Here is a 15,570-nt window from a genome sequence, read left to right on the forward strand (position 1 = left end):
AGACTCATCCTCCCCTTCAGGCACCACCTCGGACACCACGACGAGCCCCCGATCGGGGTCGATCGCGTCGGTGATCCACGAGGGGCTGCCCACCCAGCTGCCCGACATCGACCCGGACGAGACCAACGACTGGATCGACTCGTTCGACTCGCTCGTCGGTGAGCGCGGTCGCGAGCGGGCCCGTTACGTGATGCTCCGCCTGCTCGAGCGCGCCCGCGAGATGCAGGTCGGCGTGCCCGCGCTGCGCAGCACCGACTACATCAACACGATCCCTCCCGAGCGCGAGCCGTGGTTCCCCGGCGACGAGGAGGCCGAGCGCCGGATCCGTGCGTTCATCCGCTGGAACGCCGCCGTCATGGTGTCGAGCGCGAACCGCAAGGGCCTCGAGGTCGGCGGGCACATCGCGACGTACCAGTCCTCGGCGAGCCTCTACGAGGTCGGCTTCAACCACTTCTTCCGCGGCAAGGACGCCCCCGGCGGCGGCGACCAGATCTACATCCAGGGGCACGGCTCGCCGGGCATCTACGCCCGCGCCTTCCTCGAGGGCCGCCTGAACGAGGAGCAGCTCTACCGCTTCCGCCAGGAGGTCCAGCACGGCGTGGGCCGCGGCCTGCCGTCGTACCCCCACCCCCGGCTGATGCCGGAGTTCTGGGAGTTCCCGACGGTCTCGATGGGGCTCACCGGCCTCAACTCGATCTACCAGGCCCGGTTCAACCGCTACCTGTCCAACCGCGGCATCAAGGACACGAACGACCAGCACGTGTGGGCGTTCCTCGGCGACGGTGAGATGGCCGAGCCCGAGTCGCTGGGCGCCATCCGGATCGCCGCGCGCGAGGAGCTCGACAACCTCACCTGGGTCATCAACTGCAACCTCCAGCAGCTCGACGGACCGGTCACCGGCAACGGCAAGATCATCCAGGAGCTCGAGGCCAACTTCCGCGGTGCCGGCTGGAACGTCATCAAGGTCGTCTGGGGCCGCGAGTGGGACACCCTGCTCGCCCACGACGTCGACGGCGTGCTCGTCAACAAGATGAACACCACCCCCGACGGCGCCTTCCAGACCTACTCCACGGAGAAGGGCGACTACATCCGGGAGAACTTCTTCGGCGGCGACCCGCGGCTGCGCAAGATGGTCGAGCACATGAGCGACCAGCAGATCGTGAAGCTCCCCCGCGGCGGGCACGACTACCGCAAGGTGTACGCCGCGTTCGACGCCGCGACCAAGCACGTCGGCCAGCCGACGGTGATCCTGGCCAAGACCATCAAGGGCTGGACGATCGACGCCCTCGAGGGCAAGAACGCCACGCACCAGATGAAGAAGCTGACCCAGGACGACCTCAAGAAGTTCCGGGACCGCCTCTACCTCCCGCTGTCGGACCGCGACCTCGAGCGTGCCTACGAGGAGACCGGCGCCGCGCCGTTCTTCCACCCCGGCAAGGACTCCCCCGAGATCCAGTACATGCTCGAGCGCCGTGCGGCGCTCGGCGGCTCGGTCCCGCGCCGCGTCGTGCGAGCCAAGGCGCTCAAACTGCCCGGCGACAAGGTCTACGCCGAGCTCAAGCAGGGCAACGCCAAGAACAAGGTCGCCACGACCATGGCGGCGGTCCGGCTGCTGCGCGACTGGATGAAGGACCCGGAGATCGGGCAGCGCATCGTCCCGATCGCGCCGGACGAGTACCGCACGTTCGGCATGGACTCGATGTTCCCGAGCGCCAAGGTCTACAACCCGTCCGGCCAGCAGTACGAGTCGGTCGACCGCAATATGTTGCTGTCCTACAAGGAGTCCGCCCAGGGCCAGATGCTCCACGAGGGCATCTCGGAGGCCGGCGCGATGGCCTCGGCGACCGCGGCGGGCTCGGCGTACTCCACGCACGGCGAGCACATGATCCCGTTCTACATCTTCTACTCGATGTTCGGGTTCCAGCGCACCGGCGACTCGATCTGGGCGATGGCCGACCAGTTGGCCCGCGGCTTCCTCATCGGCGCCACGGCCGGCCGGACGACGCTGACCGGCGAGGGCCTCCAGCACGCCGACGGCCACTCCCCGCTGCTCGCGGCGACGAACCCGGCGGTCGTGCACTACGACCCCGCGTTCGCCTACGAGGTCGCGCACGTGATGCGGTCCGGGCTCGAGCGGATGTACGGCAGCACCGAGGCCGACCCCGACGGCGAGAGCGTGATCTTCTACATCACGGTCTACAACGAGCCGGTCGAGCAGCCCGCCGAGCCCGAGGGCGTCGACGTCGAGGGGATCCTCAAGGGCATCCACCGCGTCTCGACCGCCGACGGCGAGGGCCCGCGCGTCCAGCTGCTCGCCTCCGGCGTGGCCTTCCCGTGGATCAAGGAGGCCGCCAGGATCCTCGCCGAGGACTGGGGCGTGCAGTCCGACACCTGGTCGGTCACCTCGTGGAACGAGCTGGCCCGCGACGCTGTGTCGGCCGAGCACTGGAACCTCAACCACCCCGGCGAGAACCCGCGGACGGCGTACGTCGCCGACAAGCTGGCCGACGTCGAGGGCCCGGTCGTGGCGGTCTCGGACTACATGCGGGCCGTCCCGCTGCAGATCGCGCGCTGGGTCCCCGGCGACTACCGCGTGCTCGGTGCCGACGGGTTCGGCTTCGCCGACACCCGCCCCGCCGCGCGCCGGTTCTTCCAGATCGACGCCGAGTCGGTCGTCGTCCAGACCCTCCAGGCCCTGGCAGACGCCGGCACCATCGGCCGCGACCAGGTCGAGAAGGCCTTCGCGACCTACCGCATCGACGACCCCACCGCCGTCGCCGGACGCAAGCAGGAGGGTGGGGACGCGTAGTCCCACCTGTCACAGCAGGCGCAGGAATCCCCGGATATCCGGGGAAACCCGCACTTATCGGGTGTTGCAACACCCGGAAAGTGCCAACTTCCCCGGATATCCGGGGAAGTTGGCAGCCGGCACCCCCCGCAACGCCGAAGGGCCCGCACCATCGAGGTGCGGGCCCTTCGTCGTCGTCTCAGGCGCTGGTGATGCTCGTGACCGTCGCGGTGGGGCCGCTGCCGACCTGACCGGACCTCAGCAGCGAGCGGAAGCGCGCCCGGCTGTACGTCGCCGGCTGGGTCGTCCGGACGAACTCGTGGACGATCTTGGCGAACCGGTGCGGGTGGTCCTTGTGCGGGAAGTGCCCGGCGTTCGGGATCACCTCGATGCGGGCGTCGGCAGCCAGGGCCGCGGCGTTGCTCGCGTGCCGCACGGGGATGACCTTGTCGTCGCGGCCCCAGATGACGCCCATGGGCATCTCCTGGGTCAGGTAGGCGCGGTCGGCCATCGTGACGATCTGGCCGCGCCAGTCGACGACGGCCCGCACGACGTGGCGGATGGCGTGCCGGGCGGCGGGGTCCTTGAACGAGTCGTAGATCTCGGCGACCTCGTCGAGGTCGCGCGTCGACTTCCACGAGGTGCGTGAGAGCGCGCGCATGCCGGCCATGCCGACGTGGCGTACGCCGGGCAGCGTGAGCACGCCCATGACCTGGTGGAAGCCGGGGGTCGTCACGGCGCGGATGGCGGGCGAGACCTCGGGGCCGAGGCCGCCGGAGGCGACCAGCATCAGCCGCTCGGTGCGCTCGGGGAACTGGTAGGCGAACTGCATCGCCACCCCGCCGCCGAAGCTGTGGCCGATGACCGTGACCTTGTCGATGCCCAGCACCGTCAGGAGGTCGCGCATGCCGTTGGCGTAGCCGCCCACGCTGTAGTCCGCGCGGGGCTTGGCCGACTGGCCGTGACCGAGGAGGTCGGGCGCGATGACCGTGTAGCGACGGGCCAGCGAGTCGATGACCGGCTCCCACGTCGTGTGGTCGCACCCGAGCCCGTGGAGCAGCAGGAGGACGGGACCCTGCCCGACCTTCACGTAGGCGCGTCGGTGACCATGGAGCGTGAGGTACTGCACCTCGTGGGGCGTGCCGGACAACGGTGCCTCCTGAAAACCCCGGAAACGGGGCGTCTAGGGCTCGGATTCAACCAGACGTACCCGCAATTGGGGAGGGCGATTCCCTTTATTTACTGGGGATTTGTCCATTCTGGTGGCGCGCGGGCCCCTCCACTAGCGTGGCCTCGTGCCCCGCCGACCCGCCACCCGCCCGCGCCAGCGCGCGGCGGACGCCCTCCAGCGCTCGACGGGGGCCCTCAGCACCACCGCGATGGCCCGCATGGAGGCGGACATGCCGTGGTTCCGCGAGCTCAGCGCCGAGGACCGGTCGTGGGTCGGCCTGATCGTCCAGGCGGGCATCCGGGGTTTCGTGGACTGGTACACCCAGGGCGGCGACCGGCCCTCCGAGAACACCGCCCTCGCGTCCTCCGTCTTCGGCGCCGCGCCCCGCGCCCTGGCCGGCGTCATCACGCTGCAGCAGACCGTCGACCTCGTGCGGCTCTCGATCGAGGTCGTCGAGAGCGACGTCGACACGCTGGTCCACCCCGACGACGCCCCCGACGTCCACGGCGCCGTGCTGCGCTACGCCCGCGAGGTCGCGTTCGCCACGGCCGAGGTCTACGCCCGGGCCGCGGAGGTCCGCGGCGCCTGGGACGCCCGGCTCGAGGCCCTGGTCGTCGACGCCGTGCTGCGCTCCGAGGCCGACGAGGCGCTGCTCTCCCGCGCCAGCGCGCTCGGCTGGGCGGCCCGCGGCGACGTCGTCGTCGTGCTCGGCTCCGTCCCGGCCCGCCGGACCGAGACCGACGTCTTCGACGAGGTACGCCGCACCGCGCGCGCCGCGGGCATGGACGCCCTCTGCGCCGTCCAGGGGGAACGCCTCGTCGTGCTGCTCGGCGGCGTCACCGACTCGCGGACCGCCGCGCAGGCGGTCGTCGACCGGTTCGGGGACGGCCCGGTCGTCGTCGGCCCGGTCGCCGAGGACCTCACGCGGGCGCACGTATCGGCCCGGGCCGCGCTGTCCGCCCACCGCTCCGCCACCGGGTGGCCCGAGGCACCGCGCCCGGTCCGCAGTGCGGAGCTGCTGCCCGAGCGGGCGCTGGCGGGTGACGGGCACGCGCGCCGCCACCTGGTCGACGAGATCTACCTCCCGCTCGTGCAGGCCCGCGGCACGCTGATCGAGACGCTGGCGGCCTACTTCCACCACGGGTCGTCCCTCGAGGCGACGTCCCGGGCGCTGTTCGTGCACCCCAACACCGTGCGCTACCGGCTGCGCCAGGTGGGCGACCTGACGGGCTACGCCCCGACGGACGCCCGCGACCGGTTCACCCTCGAGATCGCCCTCGTCCTGGGCCGCCAGTCCGGCCGCGGCGACGACGCGCGCTCCTGAACGGACTTGTAGGTTTCCTACAAAGAACACCGACCCAGATTCGTGCGCGCCAGAGGCGAACCGGCGGCGCGTTCCCGGCACAGTTGACCTCGTGCTCGTCATCGTCGCTCCCGGTCAGGGAGCCCAGACTCCCGGCTTCCTCCAGCCCTGGCTCGAGGACCGGACCTTCCGCTCGCGCTTCGAGTGGCTCTCCACCGTCGCCGGCCTCGACCTCGTCCACTACGGCACCGAGGCCGACGCGGACGCCATCCGCGACACCCGGATCGCCCAGCCGCTGCTGGTCGCGACCGGCCTGGTCGCCGCCCTCGAGCTCTTCCCGCACCCGGCCGACGCGTTCGCCCAGGTCGGTGCGGTCGCCGGCCACAGCGTCGGCGAGCTGACCGCCGCCGCCGGTGCCCGCGTGATCACCGCCGAGCAGGCGATGGTGCTGGTCCGTGAGCGCGGCAACGCGATGGCCGAGGCCGCCGCGACCACCCCCACCGGCATGACCGCCGTCCTCGGCGGTGACCGCGACGAGGTCCTCGCCGCCCTGGCGTCCCACGGGCTGACCGCCGCCAACGACAACGGCCCCGGCCAGATCGTCGCAGCCGGCACCACCGAGCAGCTCGCGGCCTTGGCCGCGGCGCCGCCCGCCAAGGCCCGGCTGATGCCGCTGAGCGTCGCCGGTGCCTTCCACACCGAACACATGGAGCCGGCCGTCGGCCATCTCGGTGCGCTCGCCCGCTCGGTCTCGACGCACGACCCGCGCACGGCCCTGATCTCGAACCGCGACGGCCAGGTCGTCCACGACGGCCAGGAGGTCCTGCGCCGCCTGGTCGGCCAGATCGCCAGCCCGGTCCGATGGGACCTGTGCCTCGACACGATGGCCGACCTCGGTGTCACCGGCATCCTGGAGATGCCGCCGGCGGGCACTCTCACCGGGATCGCGAAGCGGGCGCTCAAGGGCGTCGATACGTTCGCGCTCAAGACGCCCGACCAGCTCGACGACGCTCGGGCGTTCTGCGCCAAGCACGGCGAGTACTCGCACATGGACTCCTCCCCCACCTGGCGGATGGTCGTGAGCCCGAACAAGGGCACGTTCCACCTCTCCAGCGAGGCCGTGGAGCTCGACGTGCTGCCGGCCGGCGCCACCATCGGCGACGTCGCCAGCACCCGCGACCGCACCCGGGTCGTGGCTACGCACGGCGGCCAGATCGTCGAGTGGCTCGTCGAGGACGGCGACCTGGTCTCCCCCGGCCAGCCCCTCGTCCGCCTCCACCCCGAGGGAGCCAACTGATGGTCGCCCTCCAGACCTCGCAGGGCTCGCCGCACGCCGCGATCCTCGGCGTCGGCTCCTACCGCCCCACCCGCGTGGTCCCGAACTCCGAGGTCGTTGACGCGATCGACTCGAGCGACGAGTGGATCCAGCAGCGCTCCGGGATCAAGTCGCGGCGCTGGGCCGGTCCCGAGGAGTCGGTGCAGATGATGTCGGTCGCCGCGGCCCGCAAGGCCCTCGACCGCGCCGGCATCGACGCCCACCAGATCGACACCGTGGTCGTCGCGACCGTCAGCCACATGCTGCAGACGCCGGCGATCGCCACGGCCATCGCGCACGAGTTGGGCACCGACCAGGCCGCGGCGTTCGACATCTCCGCCGCCTGCGCCGGCTTCTGCCACGGCATCGCCATGGCCTCCGACTTCGTCCGCGCCGGGAGCGCCGGCCACGTGCTGGTCATCGGGGTCGAGCGGCTGACCGACATCCTCGACCTGCACGACCGCGGCACGGCGTTCATCTTCGCCGACGGCGCGGGGGCCGCCGTCGTCGGACCGAGCGACACCCCGGGCATCGGGCCGGTCGTCTGGGGCTCCGACGGCGAGCAGTTCGACCTGATCCGGCAGCGCGAGGACTGGCGTGACGTCATCACGTCGGGCGAGCCGGTGATGCCGCACCTGGTCATGCAGGGCAACCCCGTCTTCCGGTGGGCGTCCTTCGCGATGGCCAAGATCGGCCAGCAGGCGCTCGACCGCGCGGGGGTGTCGCTCGACGAGCTCGACGTCTTCGTCCCGCACCAGGCCAACATGCGCATCATCGACGCGATGGCGCGCTCGATGAAGCTGCCCGCGCGCGTCCAGATCGCCCGCGACATCGCCGAGATGGGCAACACCTCGGCGGCCTCGATCCCCCTCGCGCTCGACCGGATGATCGACGAGGGCACCGCCCGCTCGGGCGACACCGCGCTCCTCGTCGCCTTCGGCGCCGGCCTCGCGTACGCCGCGCAGGTCGTCACCGTCCCGTGAGCCGGCACCACCCGCACGAACCGCACCACCCCGTACTCAACCAACCGACACACCCACAGAGAAGGAACGCCTGATGGCCACCACCGAAGAGATCCGCGCCGACCTCGCCGACATCGTCAACGAGGTCGCGGGCATCGACGCCGACGACGTGCAGCTCGACAAGTCCTTCGTGGACGACCTCGACGTCGACTCCCTGTCCATGGTCGAGGTCGTCGTGGCCGCCGAGGAGAAGTTCGGCGTGTCCATCCCCGACGACGAGGTCAAGAACCTCAAGACCGTCGGCGACGCCGTCGCCTTCATCGAGCGCGCCCAGGGCTGACGCACCCGCCCGGTCCCTCCGGACCGGGCACCAGCACGCGCACCAGACACGGCCGCGGACGGCGCCGGCGGGACACCCCGCCGGCGCCGCACGGGCGCAGAGCACCAGGAGTCGAGGACAAGCATGAGCCGCACAAGAGTCGTGGTCACCGGCATGGGCACCACCAGCCCCGTCGGCGGGGACGTCGCCAGCACCTGGGACGCCCTCGTGGCCGGTCGCTCCGGCGTCCGGTACCTCACCGACGAGTGGGCCGAGCAGATGCCGGTCCGGATCGCCGGCCGGATCGCGGTCGAGCCGACCGAGGTGCTCGAGCGCGTCAAGGCCCGCCGCCTCGACCGGTCCTCCCAGTTCGCCCTGGTCGCCGCGATGGAGGCCTGGGCCGACTCCGGTCTCGACCAGGCGCAGGCCGCGGGCGAGCTGGACGGCGACCGCGTCGGCGTCGCGATGGCGTCCGGCATCGGCGGCGTCACCACGCTGCTCGACAACTACGACGCGCTCAAGGAGAAGGGCCCGCGCCGGGTCTCCCCCCTCGCCGTCCCCATGCTCATGCCGAACGCGCCGGCCGCGCAGATCAGCCTGTACGTCGGCGCCCGCGCCGCCGTGAACACCCCCGTCTCCGCCTGCGCCTCGGGCAACGAGGGCATCGCCCTCGCGATCGACCAGATCCGCCTCGGCCGCGCCGACGTGGTCGTGGCCGGCGGCACCGAGGCCGCGATCCACCCGCTGCCGATGGCGGCGTTCGCCAACATGATGGCGCTCTCGAAGACCGCCAGCGGCGAGGCCGGCGGCGACCCCACGACCGTGTCGCGCCCCTGGGACACCGGCCGCGACGGCTTCGTCCTCGGCGAGGGAGCCGGCGTCCTCGTGCTCGAGTCGCTCGAGCACGCCCAGGCACGCGGGGCCCGCATCTACGCCGAGGTGCTCGGGGCCGGCATCACCGCCGACTCCCACGACATCGCCCAGCCCGACCCCCAGGGCCGCGGTGGCGCCCGCGCCATCCTGCGCTGCCTGGCCGAGTCGGAGATCGGCGCCGGGGACATCAAGCACATCAACGCGCACGCCACGTCGACGCCCCAGGGCGACATCGCCGAGGGCCTGATGATCCACGCGACGCTCGGCGCCCACGCCTCCGACGTGGTGGTGACCAGCACCAAGTCGATGACCGGGCACCTGCTCGGCGGGGCCGGCGCCCTCGAGGCGATCGCCACCGTCCTGGCCCTGCACCACCGCGTCGTGCCACCCACGATCAACCTCGACGACCTCGACCCGCAGGTCGAGCTCGACATCGCCACGAAGGCCCGCCAGCTGCCGGACGGCGACATCGCCGCGCTGAACAACTCCTTCGGCTTCGGTGGCGCCAACGTCGCCGTCGCGTTCGGGTCGTTCCGATGACCACGGCGCAGCCTGCCCCGGGCCCGGCGAAGCCGGCCAAGCTGCCCCGCGAGGAGGACCCCCGCAACCCGGTCCACCGGCTCCGTGCCCTGCTCGACGAGGGCTCCATGGAGCTCATCACCCCCGACGACGACTCGGGGATGCTCGCCGCCGTCGGGCTCGTGGACGGCACCCGCGTGGTCGCCTTCTGCTCGGACGCCACCGTCATGGGCGGCGCGATGGGCGACGTCGGCTGCCGTGTCGTCGTCGACGCCTACCACCGCGCGATGACCGACGGCATCCCGATCATCGGGCTCTGGCACTCCGGCGGCGCCCGGCTGGCCGAGGGCGTCCTCAGCCTCCACGCCGTCGGTCGGATCTTCCACGTGATGACCCAGGCCTCCGGCAAGATCCCGCAGGTCTCCGTGGTGCTGGGCCCGGCCGCCGGCGGCGCGGCGTACGGCCCCGCCCTGACCGACGTCGTCATCCTCGGCCCCGAGGGCCGGATCTTCGTCACCGGACCCGACGTGGTCCGCTCGGTGACCGGCGAGGACGTCGACATGCTGCGCCTGGGCGGCCCCGAGCCACACGGACGCCGCTCCGGCGTCGTCCACATCCTCACCGAGTCCGAGCGCGAGGCCCTCGACCGCGCCCGGATCGTGGCCTCCCTGCTCGGCTCCCAGGGCAGCCTGGTCGTCGACGACGTCGAGGACCGCGACCTCTCCGCGATGCTCCCCGAGTCCAAGAAGCGTGCGTACGACGTGCACCCGCTGGTGGAGTCCGTCCTCGACGAGGGCACCGCCCAGGAGCTCCACGCCCGGTGGGCGCCCAACATCGTCACGGCCCTGGGGCGCTTCGGCGGCCGGACCGTGGGGGTCGTCGCCAACAACCCGCTGCGCCTCGGCGGCTGCCTGGACTCGCTCTCCGCGGAGAAGGCGTCCCGCTTCGTGCGGATGTGCGACGCGTTCGGCGTGCCGCTCATCGTGCTCGTGGACGTGCCGGGCTACCTGCCCGGCGTCGGCCAGGAGTGGGACGGTGTCGTCCGCCGCGGCGCCAAGCTGCTGCACGCGTTCGGCGAGTGCGTCGTCCCCCGCGTCACCCTGGTCACGCGCAAGACGTACGGCGGCGCCTACATCGCCATGAACGCCCGCTCGCTCGGCGCCACCAAGGTGTTCGCCTGGCCGGGTGCCGAGGTCGCCGTCATGGGTGCGGTCGCCGCGATCCGCGTGCTGCACCGGCGCAAGCTGGCCGAGGTCGCCCCGGACATCCGCCCCCAGGTGGAGGCCGAGCTGGCCGCCGAGCACGAGCGCATCGCCGGCGGTGTGGAGAAGGCCGTCGAGATCGGGGTCGTCGACGAGATCGTCACCCCCCAGGCCACCCGCTCGACGATCGCCCGCGCCATCGACGACGCCGTGCAGACCGGCGGGGTCCGGCGCGGCATGCACGGCAACATCCCGCTCTGAGGCGGGGCCACGGCCGGACCGTAACCGTCCGGCCTCAGCCCCGTTGAACCTCTCATGACGTCCGTCACACGTTCTGGGAGGGACACGATGTCACGCACTGCCCTGGCCGCCGCACTGCTCGGTGCCGCCCTGTCCGTCGTCCCCGCGGTGCCCGCGTCCGCGAGCACCGCCGAGTACGGCAAGACCGCCGCACGGGACCGCGTCCTGAAGCCCAGCTGCCACGACTACCGCTACCGATTCGTGATCAAGGCACCGACGAACGACTGGACGCTCGAGACCTACCTGATCGGCCCGCGCGGCCGCCGCCTCGCCTCCGGCGTCTTCAGCTCGGAGTCCGAGGACCGCCGCGACCACGGCGTGTTCCGCATCTGCCGCTCGAACACCCGGCCCGGGAAGTTCACGATCAAGGCCAAGCTCAACTGGTACAACGGCAGCGAGGACCACCAGGTGTGGTTCAAGCCGTCGTACTTCCGCCTCCACCGCGCCTGACGCGCCCGGGGACGACCTGGGTCGGACGAGCCCGCTCGGACGACCCGGCTCAGACGACCCGGCTCAGACGACCTGGTGCAGCCAGCGGACCGGGGCGCCGTCGCCGGCGTGCCGGAAGGTCTCCAGCTCGTCGTCCCACGGCTTGCCGAGCAGCTTGTCGATCTCGCCCAAGATCGTCGTGTCGCCGAGCGCGGCCTTGACCACGGCGGCCTTGAGCCGGTCCTCGGGGATCAGGATGTCGCCGTGGAGCCCCGTGACCGCGTGGAAGACGCCGAGCTCGGGCGTGTAGGAGTAGCGCGCACCCTCGGACGACGGCGTGGGCTCCTCGGTGATCTCGAAGCGCAGGTGGTTCCAGCCGCGCAGCGCGGAGGCCACGGCGGCGGCGGAGCCGGCGTCGCCGGACCAGGAGAGCTCGGCGCGGTAGGTCCCGGTCTGGGCCCCCTGCGGGGTCCAGTCGAGGCTCACGGGCACCCCGAGGACACCACCGACGGCCCACTCGATGTGTGGGCACAGCGCGGAAGGCGCTGAGTGGACGTAGAGAACGCCCCTCGTCGCGGTGCGGGTGGCAGTGCGTGCGGTCACCGTGACCTCCTTCATCTCCGGCGCGAGATACGCCTTCCCCAGCGGTCTCGAAGTGGAGCGGAAAGAATGTCGTGAGTGACACGTATGTAAGTTGTAGGACCATTGTGGCCCATGGGGCGGCCGAGCACCAGCAATCGGGGGCACGCGGCGAAAAGTTTCGGCGGCCCTCAGGTGCCGCTCGCGACGCCGGACCTGCGCGGCCCGAGGTCCATCAGGGTGTCGATGACCTGCCGGGCGATCCCGAGCCCGCCGAGGTGGCTCTCGCCGTCGATGACGGTCATGGTCGCGTCGGGCAGCCGGTCGACCAGGTGCTGGCCGTGCCGGAACGGCACGATGTGGTCGTCGTCGCCGTGCCACCACCGCACCGGCACGCGCACGTCCGCGGCGCGGAAGCCCCAGTCCCGGGTGAAGAGCACCAGGTCGTTGAGCGGCGCCGAGGTCTGGAAGCGGCTGCCGTTGAGCAGGTCGTCGAGGAACATCGCCTTGAACTCCGGGCGCGCGAGCAGGTTCTTGTCCCCGGGCGGCTGCACGGCGGCGTACAGGTCCAGGCCGGGACCGGCCAGCGGGCGCACCAGGCGGATGGCCTGGGTGAGTGCCACGCCGAGCGGCACCCGCGCGACGACCAGCAGCGGCGCGAGGTGCACCGCGAGCTGGATGATGCCGCCGGCCGCCGCGTCGTCGCCCCGGGTGGGCGCCACGCCGCCGAGGACGCCGACGCCGTGCACCCGGTCCGCGAGCGCCGCGCCGGCCGCGAGCACGTAGGGCCCGCCGCCGGACAGCCCGATCAGGCGGGCCGTGTCGACGCCCAGCGTGTCGAGCAGGATCTCGAGGTCGGCCGTCCAGTCGAGCACGTTCGGGTAGAGGTACGGCGTCGACGACCCAATCCCGGGCCGGTCGATGCCGATGATGCGGAGACCGTGGCGCTCGGCGTGCGCGCGGGCCTCGAAGGGGATCTGGCGCCTCGCGCCGGGCGTCCCGTGCATCCAGACGATGGCCGGTCCGCGGGGCGCGCCGTACTCCGCGAAGCTCAGGCGCCGGTTGCCGCGCACGGCCACCGTCCCCTCCAGCGCGGGCCGCTTGACGTTGCTCATGGCGCCGAGTGTGGCACCTTCAGCTGCGCACGGCCGCGGGGTCCACGATGTTGGCGAAGTCCCACAGCGCGCCGAGCACCTGCCCGTCCCCGACGACCAGCGGGCCGTCGACGACGTCGAGCACCAGGCAGGTGATGTTGTCGCGACCGCCGGCCTCCAGCGCCGCCTGGGTGAGCGTGGCGGCCGCCGAGTGCGGGTCGTCGACCAGCAGGCCCTCCGCGATGTCCGCGTCTCCGACCAGGTCGGAGAGCCCGTCGCTGCAGAGCAGGAAGCGGTCGCCGACGCGGGCCCCGAGGTCGACGACGTCGGCCTCCACCTCAGCCGCGTCACGGTTCCCGTCGAGCGAGCGCATCACGACGTTGCGCCACGGGTGGGAGCGGACGCCCTCGCGGGGCAGCTGACCCGTGTCGACGAGGTGCTGCACGTAGGTGTGGTCGGTCGAGACCTGGGTGAGCAGGCCGTCGCGGAGCCGGTAGGCGCGCGAGTCGCCGACGTGCCCGAGCAGCACGCGGCTGCCGTCGCACACGAGCATCGTGAGGGTCGTGGCCATGCCCGCGCGGGACAGGTCCTCCTGGACGCCCAGCCGCAGGCTGGTGCGGGCATGCGAGATGCCGCGCCGGATGATCTCGACCGGGTCGTCGCCGAAGCGCGCGAGGGCGGTCGCGGAGACGGCGTACGCCGTGGTGGCGGAGGCGACCTCGCCGGCGGCCGCTCCCCCGACGCCGTCGGCGACCAGGGCGACGTAGGGACCGAGGAACGCGGCGTCCTCGTTGTGCGGACGCACCAAGCCGACGTCACTGACGCCTCGACCCGAGAAGCGGAGCATGGTGGTCTCCTCACGACTGACTGGCAGTAGAACCCGTTCCTCGGGAACGGGTCAAGACCCGTGGTGCCTCCCGCACCGGGGACCCTTCCCCCGCGCGGCGCCGTTCAACCGTCCAGACCAGTCCCCCGTCGAGGCCTACCCTCGAGCATGACCACCTCCGCGCTGCCGACGCCCGGTCTCGAGGTCCGCAGGACCCGGGCCTGGGTGGCGCTCGCGCTCGTCCCGGTCCTGCTCCTCGTCGCCGCGGGCGTCTGGTTCGTGACCCACCCGGCGCCGCTCGAGACCACCACGGTCCCCGTCCAGGCGACGGCGCCGGTCGGCGTGGCGGTGTACGTCGGCGTCTACCGGCTGCCCGCCGACGCGGACCGCACCCTGCACCTCAGCGACGTCGACGTCGCCGACGACGGCGAGGCGGAGGTGGCCGTCGCCGCACTCGTGTGCCACGGGTCGGCGCTCAACGTGACCTCGACGCCGACGACGTTCTGCCCCGACCTGGAGCCCGCTTCGGACGCCACGATGCGGCCCGGCGACCAGCTGGTCCTCCAGGTCGCCGGCGAGTCCGCCGGCTCCGTGACGATCAGCCCCCCGCGGGTGTCCTACCGGGACGCGCTCCAGCGCGCGACCCAGCCGGCGGGACGGCCGGTCGAGCTGACCGTCCTGGCCCGCTGACGGTCACTCGCGCGTCTGCTCGAGCTTCTCCGCACGCTCGGCGGCGTCGGTGATCTCGTCGCTGTCGATCGCCATGGTGCGGTGGAACCACATCAGGGCGTCGGTCTCCCGGCCCGCGGCCTCGAGGGTGTCGGCATACGCGTAGCGCAGCCGGACCACCCAGTTCGCCCGCGTCTTGTTCATCAGCGGGGCGAGCTCGAGCGTGCGCAGGGAGGCGTCGAGCTGGCCCATGTCGCGACGGGCTCCGGCCTCGACCAGCGTCATCTCGGCCTTGGCCTCCGGGGCGAAGTTCGCGACCGACGGGCTCTTGGCCAGCTTCAGCGCCTGCTCGGGGTTGCCGAGGGCACGGTGGCAGTCCGCCATGATGGGGAGGTACTCCGTGGCACCATTCATCCGCTTCGCGGCGCGCAGCTCCGAGAGCGCCTCGGCGTAGTGGCCGGCGGCGTACGCCGCCTCGCCGGTGGCCTCGCGGACCACGGCGATCCGGGACGCCCGGGCACGGGCGGCCAACGTGTGCTGGTAGGCCGTCTCCGGGTCGGAGTCGACGAGCATGCCGGCCGCGGCCAGGTGACGGGCGACGCGGGCGGCGAGCTTCTCGGGCAGGCCCTTGAGCTGGCCGGTCACCGAGCGGTCGAGCTCCTTGCCGGTGATCTCCTCGGGCAGGTCCGGGCCGTCGTACTGTGCCTGGGACTCGGTGCGGGAGAGCTGCTTGTCGACCGGACGCTTCCAGTCGCCCTTGCGGCCGGGACGGTCGCCGGAGGAGCTGCGGCCGGGACGGTCGCCGGAGGAGCTGCGGCCGGGACGGTCGCCGGTCGAGCGGGAGCGGTCGGACCGCTCGGGGCGATCGCGGTCGCCGCCGCGGCTGGGGCGGGCGTCACGGCTGCTGCCGGACCCGCTGCCACCCCTGCCGCTCGAGGACGAGTCGCTGCGACGGGGCCCCGAGGGCCGCCCACCGCCGCGTGCTGGACGCTGGTTGCCACGCTCTTCGGCCACGGCTGTTCACCTCTCGCTGCTGCGTTGCCCCGAACGGGGCGTAAATAGCGTAGAGGCCACCTTGCGGTGGCCTCTACGAAGTGTATGTCCGGCGGCGTCCTACTCTCCCACAACCTTGCGGTTGCAGTACCATCGGCGCTGAAAGGCTTAACTTCCGGGTTCGGGATGGGACCGGGTGTTTCCCTTTCGCTATGGCCGCCGTAACTC

At 72.2% G+C, this 15,570-nt stretch carries 14 protein-coding genes and 1 rRNA gene; 9 read left to right on the forward strand and 6 right to left on the reverse strand.

The window, feature by feature from the left end; translation table 11 throughout:
• The first annotated feature begins 61 nt into the window (after positions 1–61).
• On the forward strand, positions 62–2,809 hold the full coding sequence (gene aceE, locus H5V45_RS21390; protein WP_343061684.1) for a pyruvate dehydrogenase (acetyl-transferring), homodimeric type: 2,748 nt from the start codon (positions 62–64) through the stop codon (positions 2,807–2,809).
• Positions 2,810–2,987: 178 nt separating this feature from the next.
• On the opposite strand, the gene H5V45_RS21395 is transcribed toward aceE, so the two are convergent.
• Positions 2,988–3,938 carry an alpha/beta hydrolase gene (locus tag H5V45_RS21395; RefSeq protein WP_185255096.1) on the reverse strand — a complete coding sequence of 317 codons (951 nt, stop codon included), beginning with the start codon at positions 3,936–3,938 and terminating at the stop codon, positions 2,988–2,990.
• Positions 3,939–4,083: 145 nt separating this feature from the next.
• Between H5V45_RS21395 and H5V45_RS21400 the strand changes: the two genes are divergently transcribed.
• From H5V45_RS21400 to H5V45_RS21430, 7 genes are all read left to right on the forward strand, one after another.
• Complete coding sequence (locus tag H5V45_RS21400; RefSeq protein WP_343061682.1) at positions 4,084–5,283, forward strand: PucR family transcriptional regulator; 1,200 nt, start codon at positions 4,084–4,086, stop codon at positions 5,281–5,283.
• 91 nt (positions 5,284–5,374) lie between these two features.
• On the forward strand, positions 5,375–6,559 hold the full coding sequence (locus H5V45_RS21405; RefSeq protein WP_185255097.1) for an acyltransferase domain-containing protein: 1,185 nt from the start codon (positions 5,375–5,377) through the stop codon (positions 6,557–6,559).
• The gene (locus H5V45_RS21410) at positions 6,559–7,560 is read left to right on the forward strand and encodes a beta-ketoacyl-ACP synthase III (RefSeq protein ID WP_185255098.1); all 1,002 of its coding nucleotides are present in this window, start codon (positions 6,559–6,561) and stop codon (positions 7,558–7,560) included. The genes H5V45_RS21405 and H5V45_RS21410 overlap by 1 nt, the downstream gene beginning before the upstream one ends.
• Before the next feature lie 73 nt (positions 7,561–7,633).
• Positions 7,634–7,879, forward strand: coding sequence for an acyl carrier protein (locus H5V45_RS21415; protein ID WP_185255099.1), 246 nt, complete (start codon positions 7,634–7,636; stop codon positions 7,877–7,879).
• Between the two features lie 123 nt (positions 7,880–8,002).
• A complete protein-coding gene (locus H5V45_RS21420; protein ID WP_185255100.1) occupies positions 8,003–9,271 on the forward strand; it encodes a beta-ketoacyl-[acyl-carrier-protein] synthase family protein in 1,269 nt (422 codons plus the stop codon).
• Positions 9,268–10,713 carry an acyl-CoA carboxylase subunit beta gene (locus H5V45_RS21425; RefSeq protein WP_185255101.1) on the forward strand — a complete coding sequence of 482 codons (1,446 nt, stop codon included), beginning with the start codon at positions 9,268–9,270 and terminating at the stop codon, positions 10,711–10,713. Before H5V45_RS21420 ends, H5V45_RS21425 begins: the two co-directional genes overlap by 4 nt.
• Before the next feature lie 87 nt (positions 10,714–10,800).
• Positions 10,801–11,202, forward strand: a complete 402-nt coding sequence (locus H5V45_RS21430) for a hypothetical protein (RefSeq protein ID WP_185255102.1) — start codon at positions 10,801–10,803, stop codon at positions 11,200–11,202.
• A 63-nt stretch (positions 11,203–11,265) separates the two neighbouring features.
• On the opposite strand, the gene H5V45_RS21435 is transcribed toward H5V45_RS21430, so the two are convergent.
• The 3 genes from H5V45_RS21435 to H5V45_RS21445 all read right to left on the reverse strand — a co-directional run bounded on the left by H5V45_RS21435 (position 11,266) and on the right by H5V45_RS21445 (position 13,701).
• On the reverse strand, positions 11,266–11,799 hold the full coding sequence (locus tag H5V45_RS21435; RefSeq protein WP_185255103.1) for a DUF3145 domain-containing protein: 534 nt from the start codon (positions 11,797–11,799) through the stop codon (positions 11,266–11,268).
• Positions 11,800–11,951: 152 nt separating this feature from the next.
• On the reverse strand, positions 11,952–12,875 hold the full coding sequence (locus H5V45_RS21440; RefSeq protein ID WP_185255104.1) for an alpha/beta fold hydrolase: 924 nt from the start codon (positions 12,873–12,875) through the stop codon (positions 11,952–11,954).
• Positions 12,876–12,894: 19 nt separating this feature from the next.
• Positions 12,895–13,701 (reverse strand): PP2C family protein-serine/threonine phosphatase, encoded by an 807-nt coding sequence (locus tag H5V45_RS21445; protein WP_185255105.1) that lies wholly within the window; start codon positions 13,699–13,701, stop codon positions 12,895–12,897.
• Positions 13,702–13,848: 147 nt separating this feature from the next.
• Here H5V45_RS21445 and H5V45_RS21450 point away from each other — a divergent pair, with 147 nt between their 5' ends.
• A complete protein-coding gene (locus tag H5V45_RS21450) occupies positions 13,849–14,370 on the forward strand; it encodes a hypothetical protein (RefSeq protein ID WP_185255106.1) in 522 nt (173 codons plus the stop codon).
• A 3-nt stretch (positions 14,371–14,373) separates the two neighbouring features.
• Here the strand turns inward: H5V45_RS21450 and H5V45_RS21455 are convergent, their stop codons facing one another.
• Both H5V45_RS21455 and rrf read right to left on the reverse strand, forming a co-directional pair.
• Positions 14,374–15,363, reverse strand: a complete 990-nt coding sequence (locus H5V45_RS21455; protein ID WP_185255107.1) for a tetratricopeptide repeat protein — start codon at positions 15,361–15,363, stop codon at positions 14,374–14,376.
• An 86-nt stretch (positions 15,364–15,449) separates the two neighbouring features.
• Positions 15,450–15,566, reverse strand: a 5S ribosomal RNA gene (rrf, locus tag H5V45_RS21460).
• Between the last annotated feature and the right edge of the window lie 4 nt (positions 15,567–15,570).

It is taken from the genome of Nocardioides luti (assembly GCF_014212315.1).
GTDB classification, from domain to species: domain Bacteria; phylum Actinomycetota; class Actinomycetes; order Propionibacteriales; family Nocardioidaceae; genus Nocardioides; species Nocardioides luti.

Bases quoted from the DNA above. Each gene is read 5' to 3' on its own strand.
- H5V45_RS21435 (WP_185255103.1), bottom strand. From the start codon at position 11,799: ATGAAGGAGGTCACGGTGACCGCACGCACTGCCACCCGCACCGCGACG.
- H5V45_RS21450 (WP_185255106.1), top strand. From the start codon at position 13,849: ATGACCACCTCCGCGCTGCCGACGCCCGGTCTCGAGGTCCGCAGGACC.
- H5V45_RS21425 (WP_185255101.1), top strand. From the start codon at position 9,268: ATGACCACGGCGCAGCCTGCCCCGGGCCCGGCGAAGCCGGCCAAGCTG.
- H5V45_RS21415 (WP_185255099.1), top strand. From the start codon at position 7,634: ATGGCCACCACCGAAGAGATCCGCGCCGACCTCGCCGACATCGTCAAC.
- H5V45_RS21420 (WP_185255100.1), top strand. From the start codon at position 8,003: ATGAGCCGCACAAGAGTCGTGGTCACCGGCATGGGCACCACCAGCCCC.
- H5V45_RS21440 (WP_185255104.1), bottom strand. From the start codon at position 12,875: ATGAGCAACGTCAAGCGGCCCGCGCTGGAGGGGACGGTGGCCGTGCGC.
- H5V45_RS21410 (WP_185255098.1), top strand. From the start codon at position 6,559: ATGGTCGCCCTCCAGACCTCGCAGGGCTCGCCGCACGCCGCGATCCTC.
- H5V45_RS21430 (WP_185255102.1), top strand. From the start codon at position 10,801: ATGTCACGCACTGCCCTGGCCGCCGCACTGCTCGGTGCCGCCCTGTCC.
- H5V45_RS21445 (WP_185255105.1), bottom strand. From the start codon at position 13,701: ATGCTCCGCTTCTCGGGTCGAGGCGTCAGTGACGTCGGCTTGGTGCGT.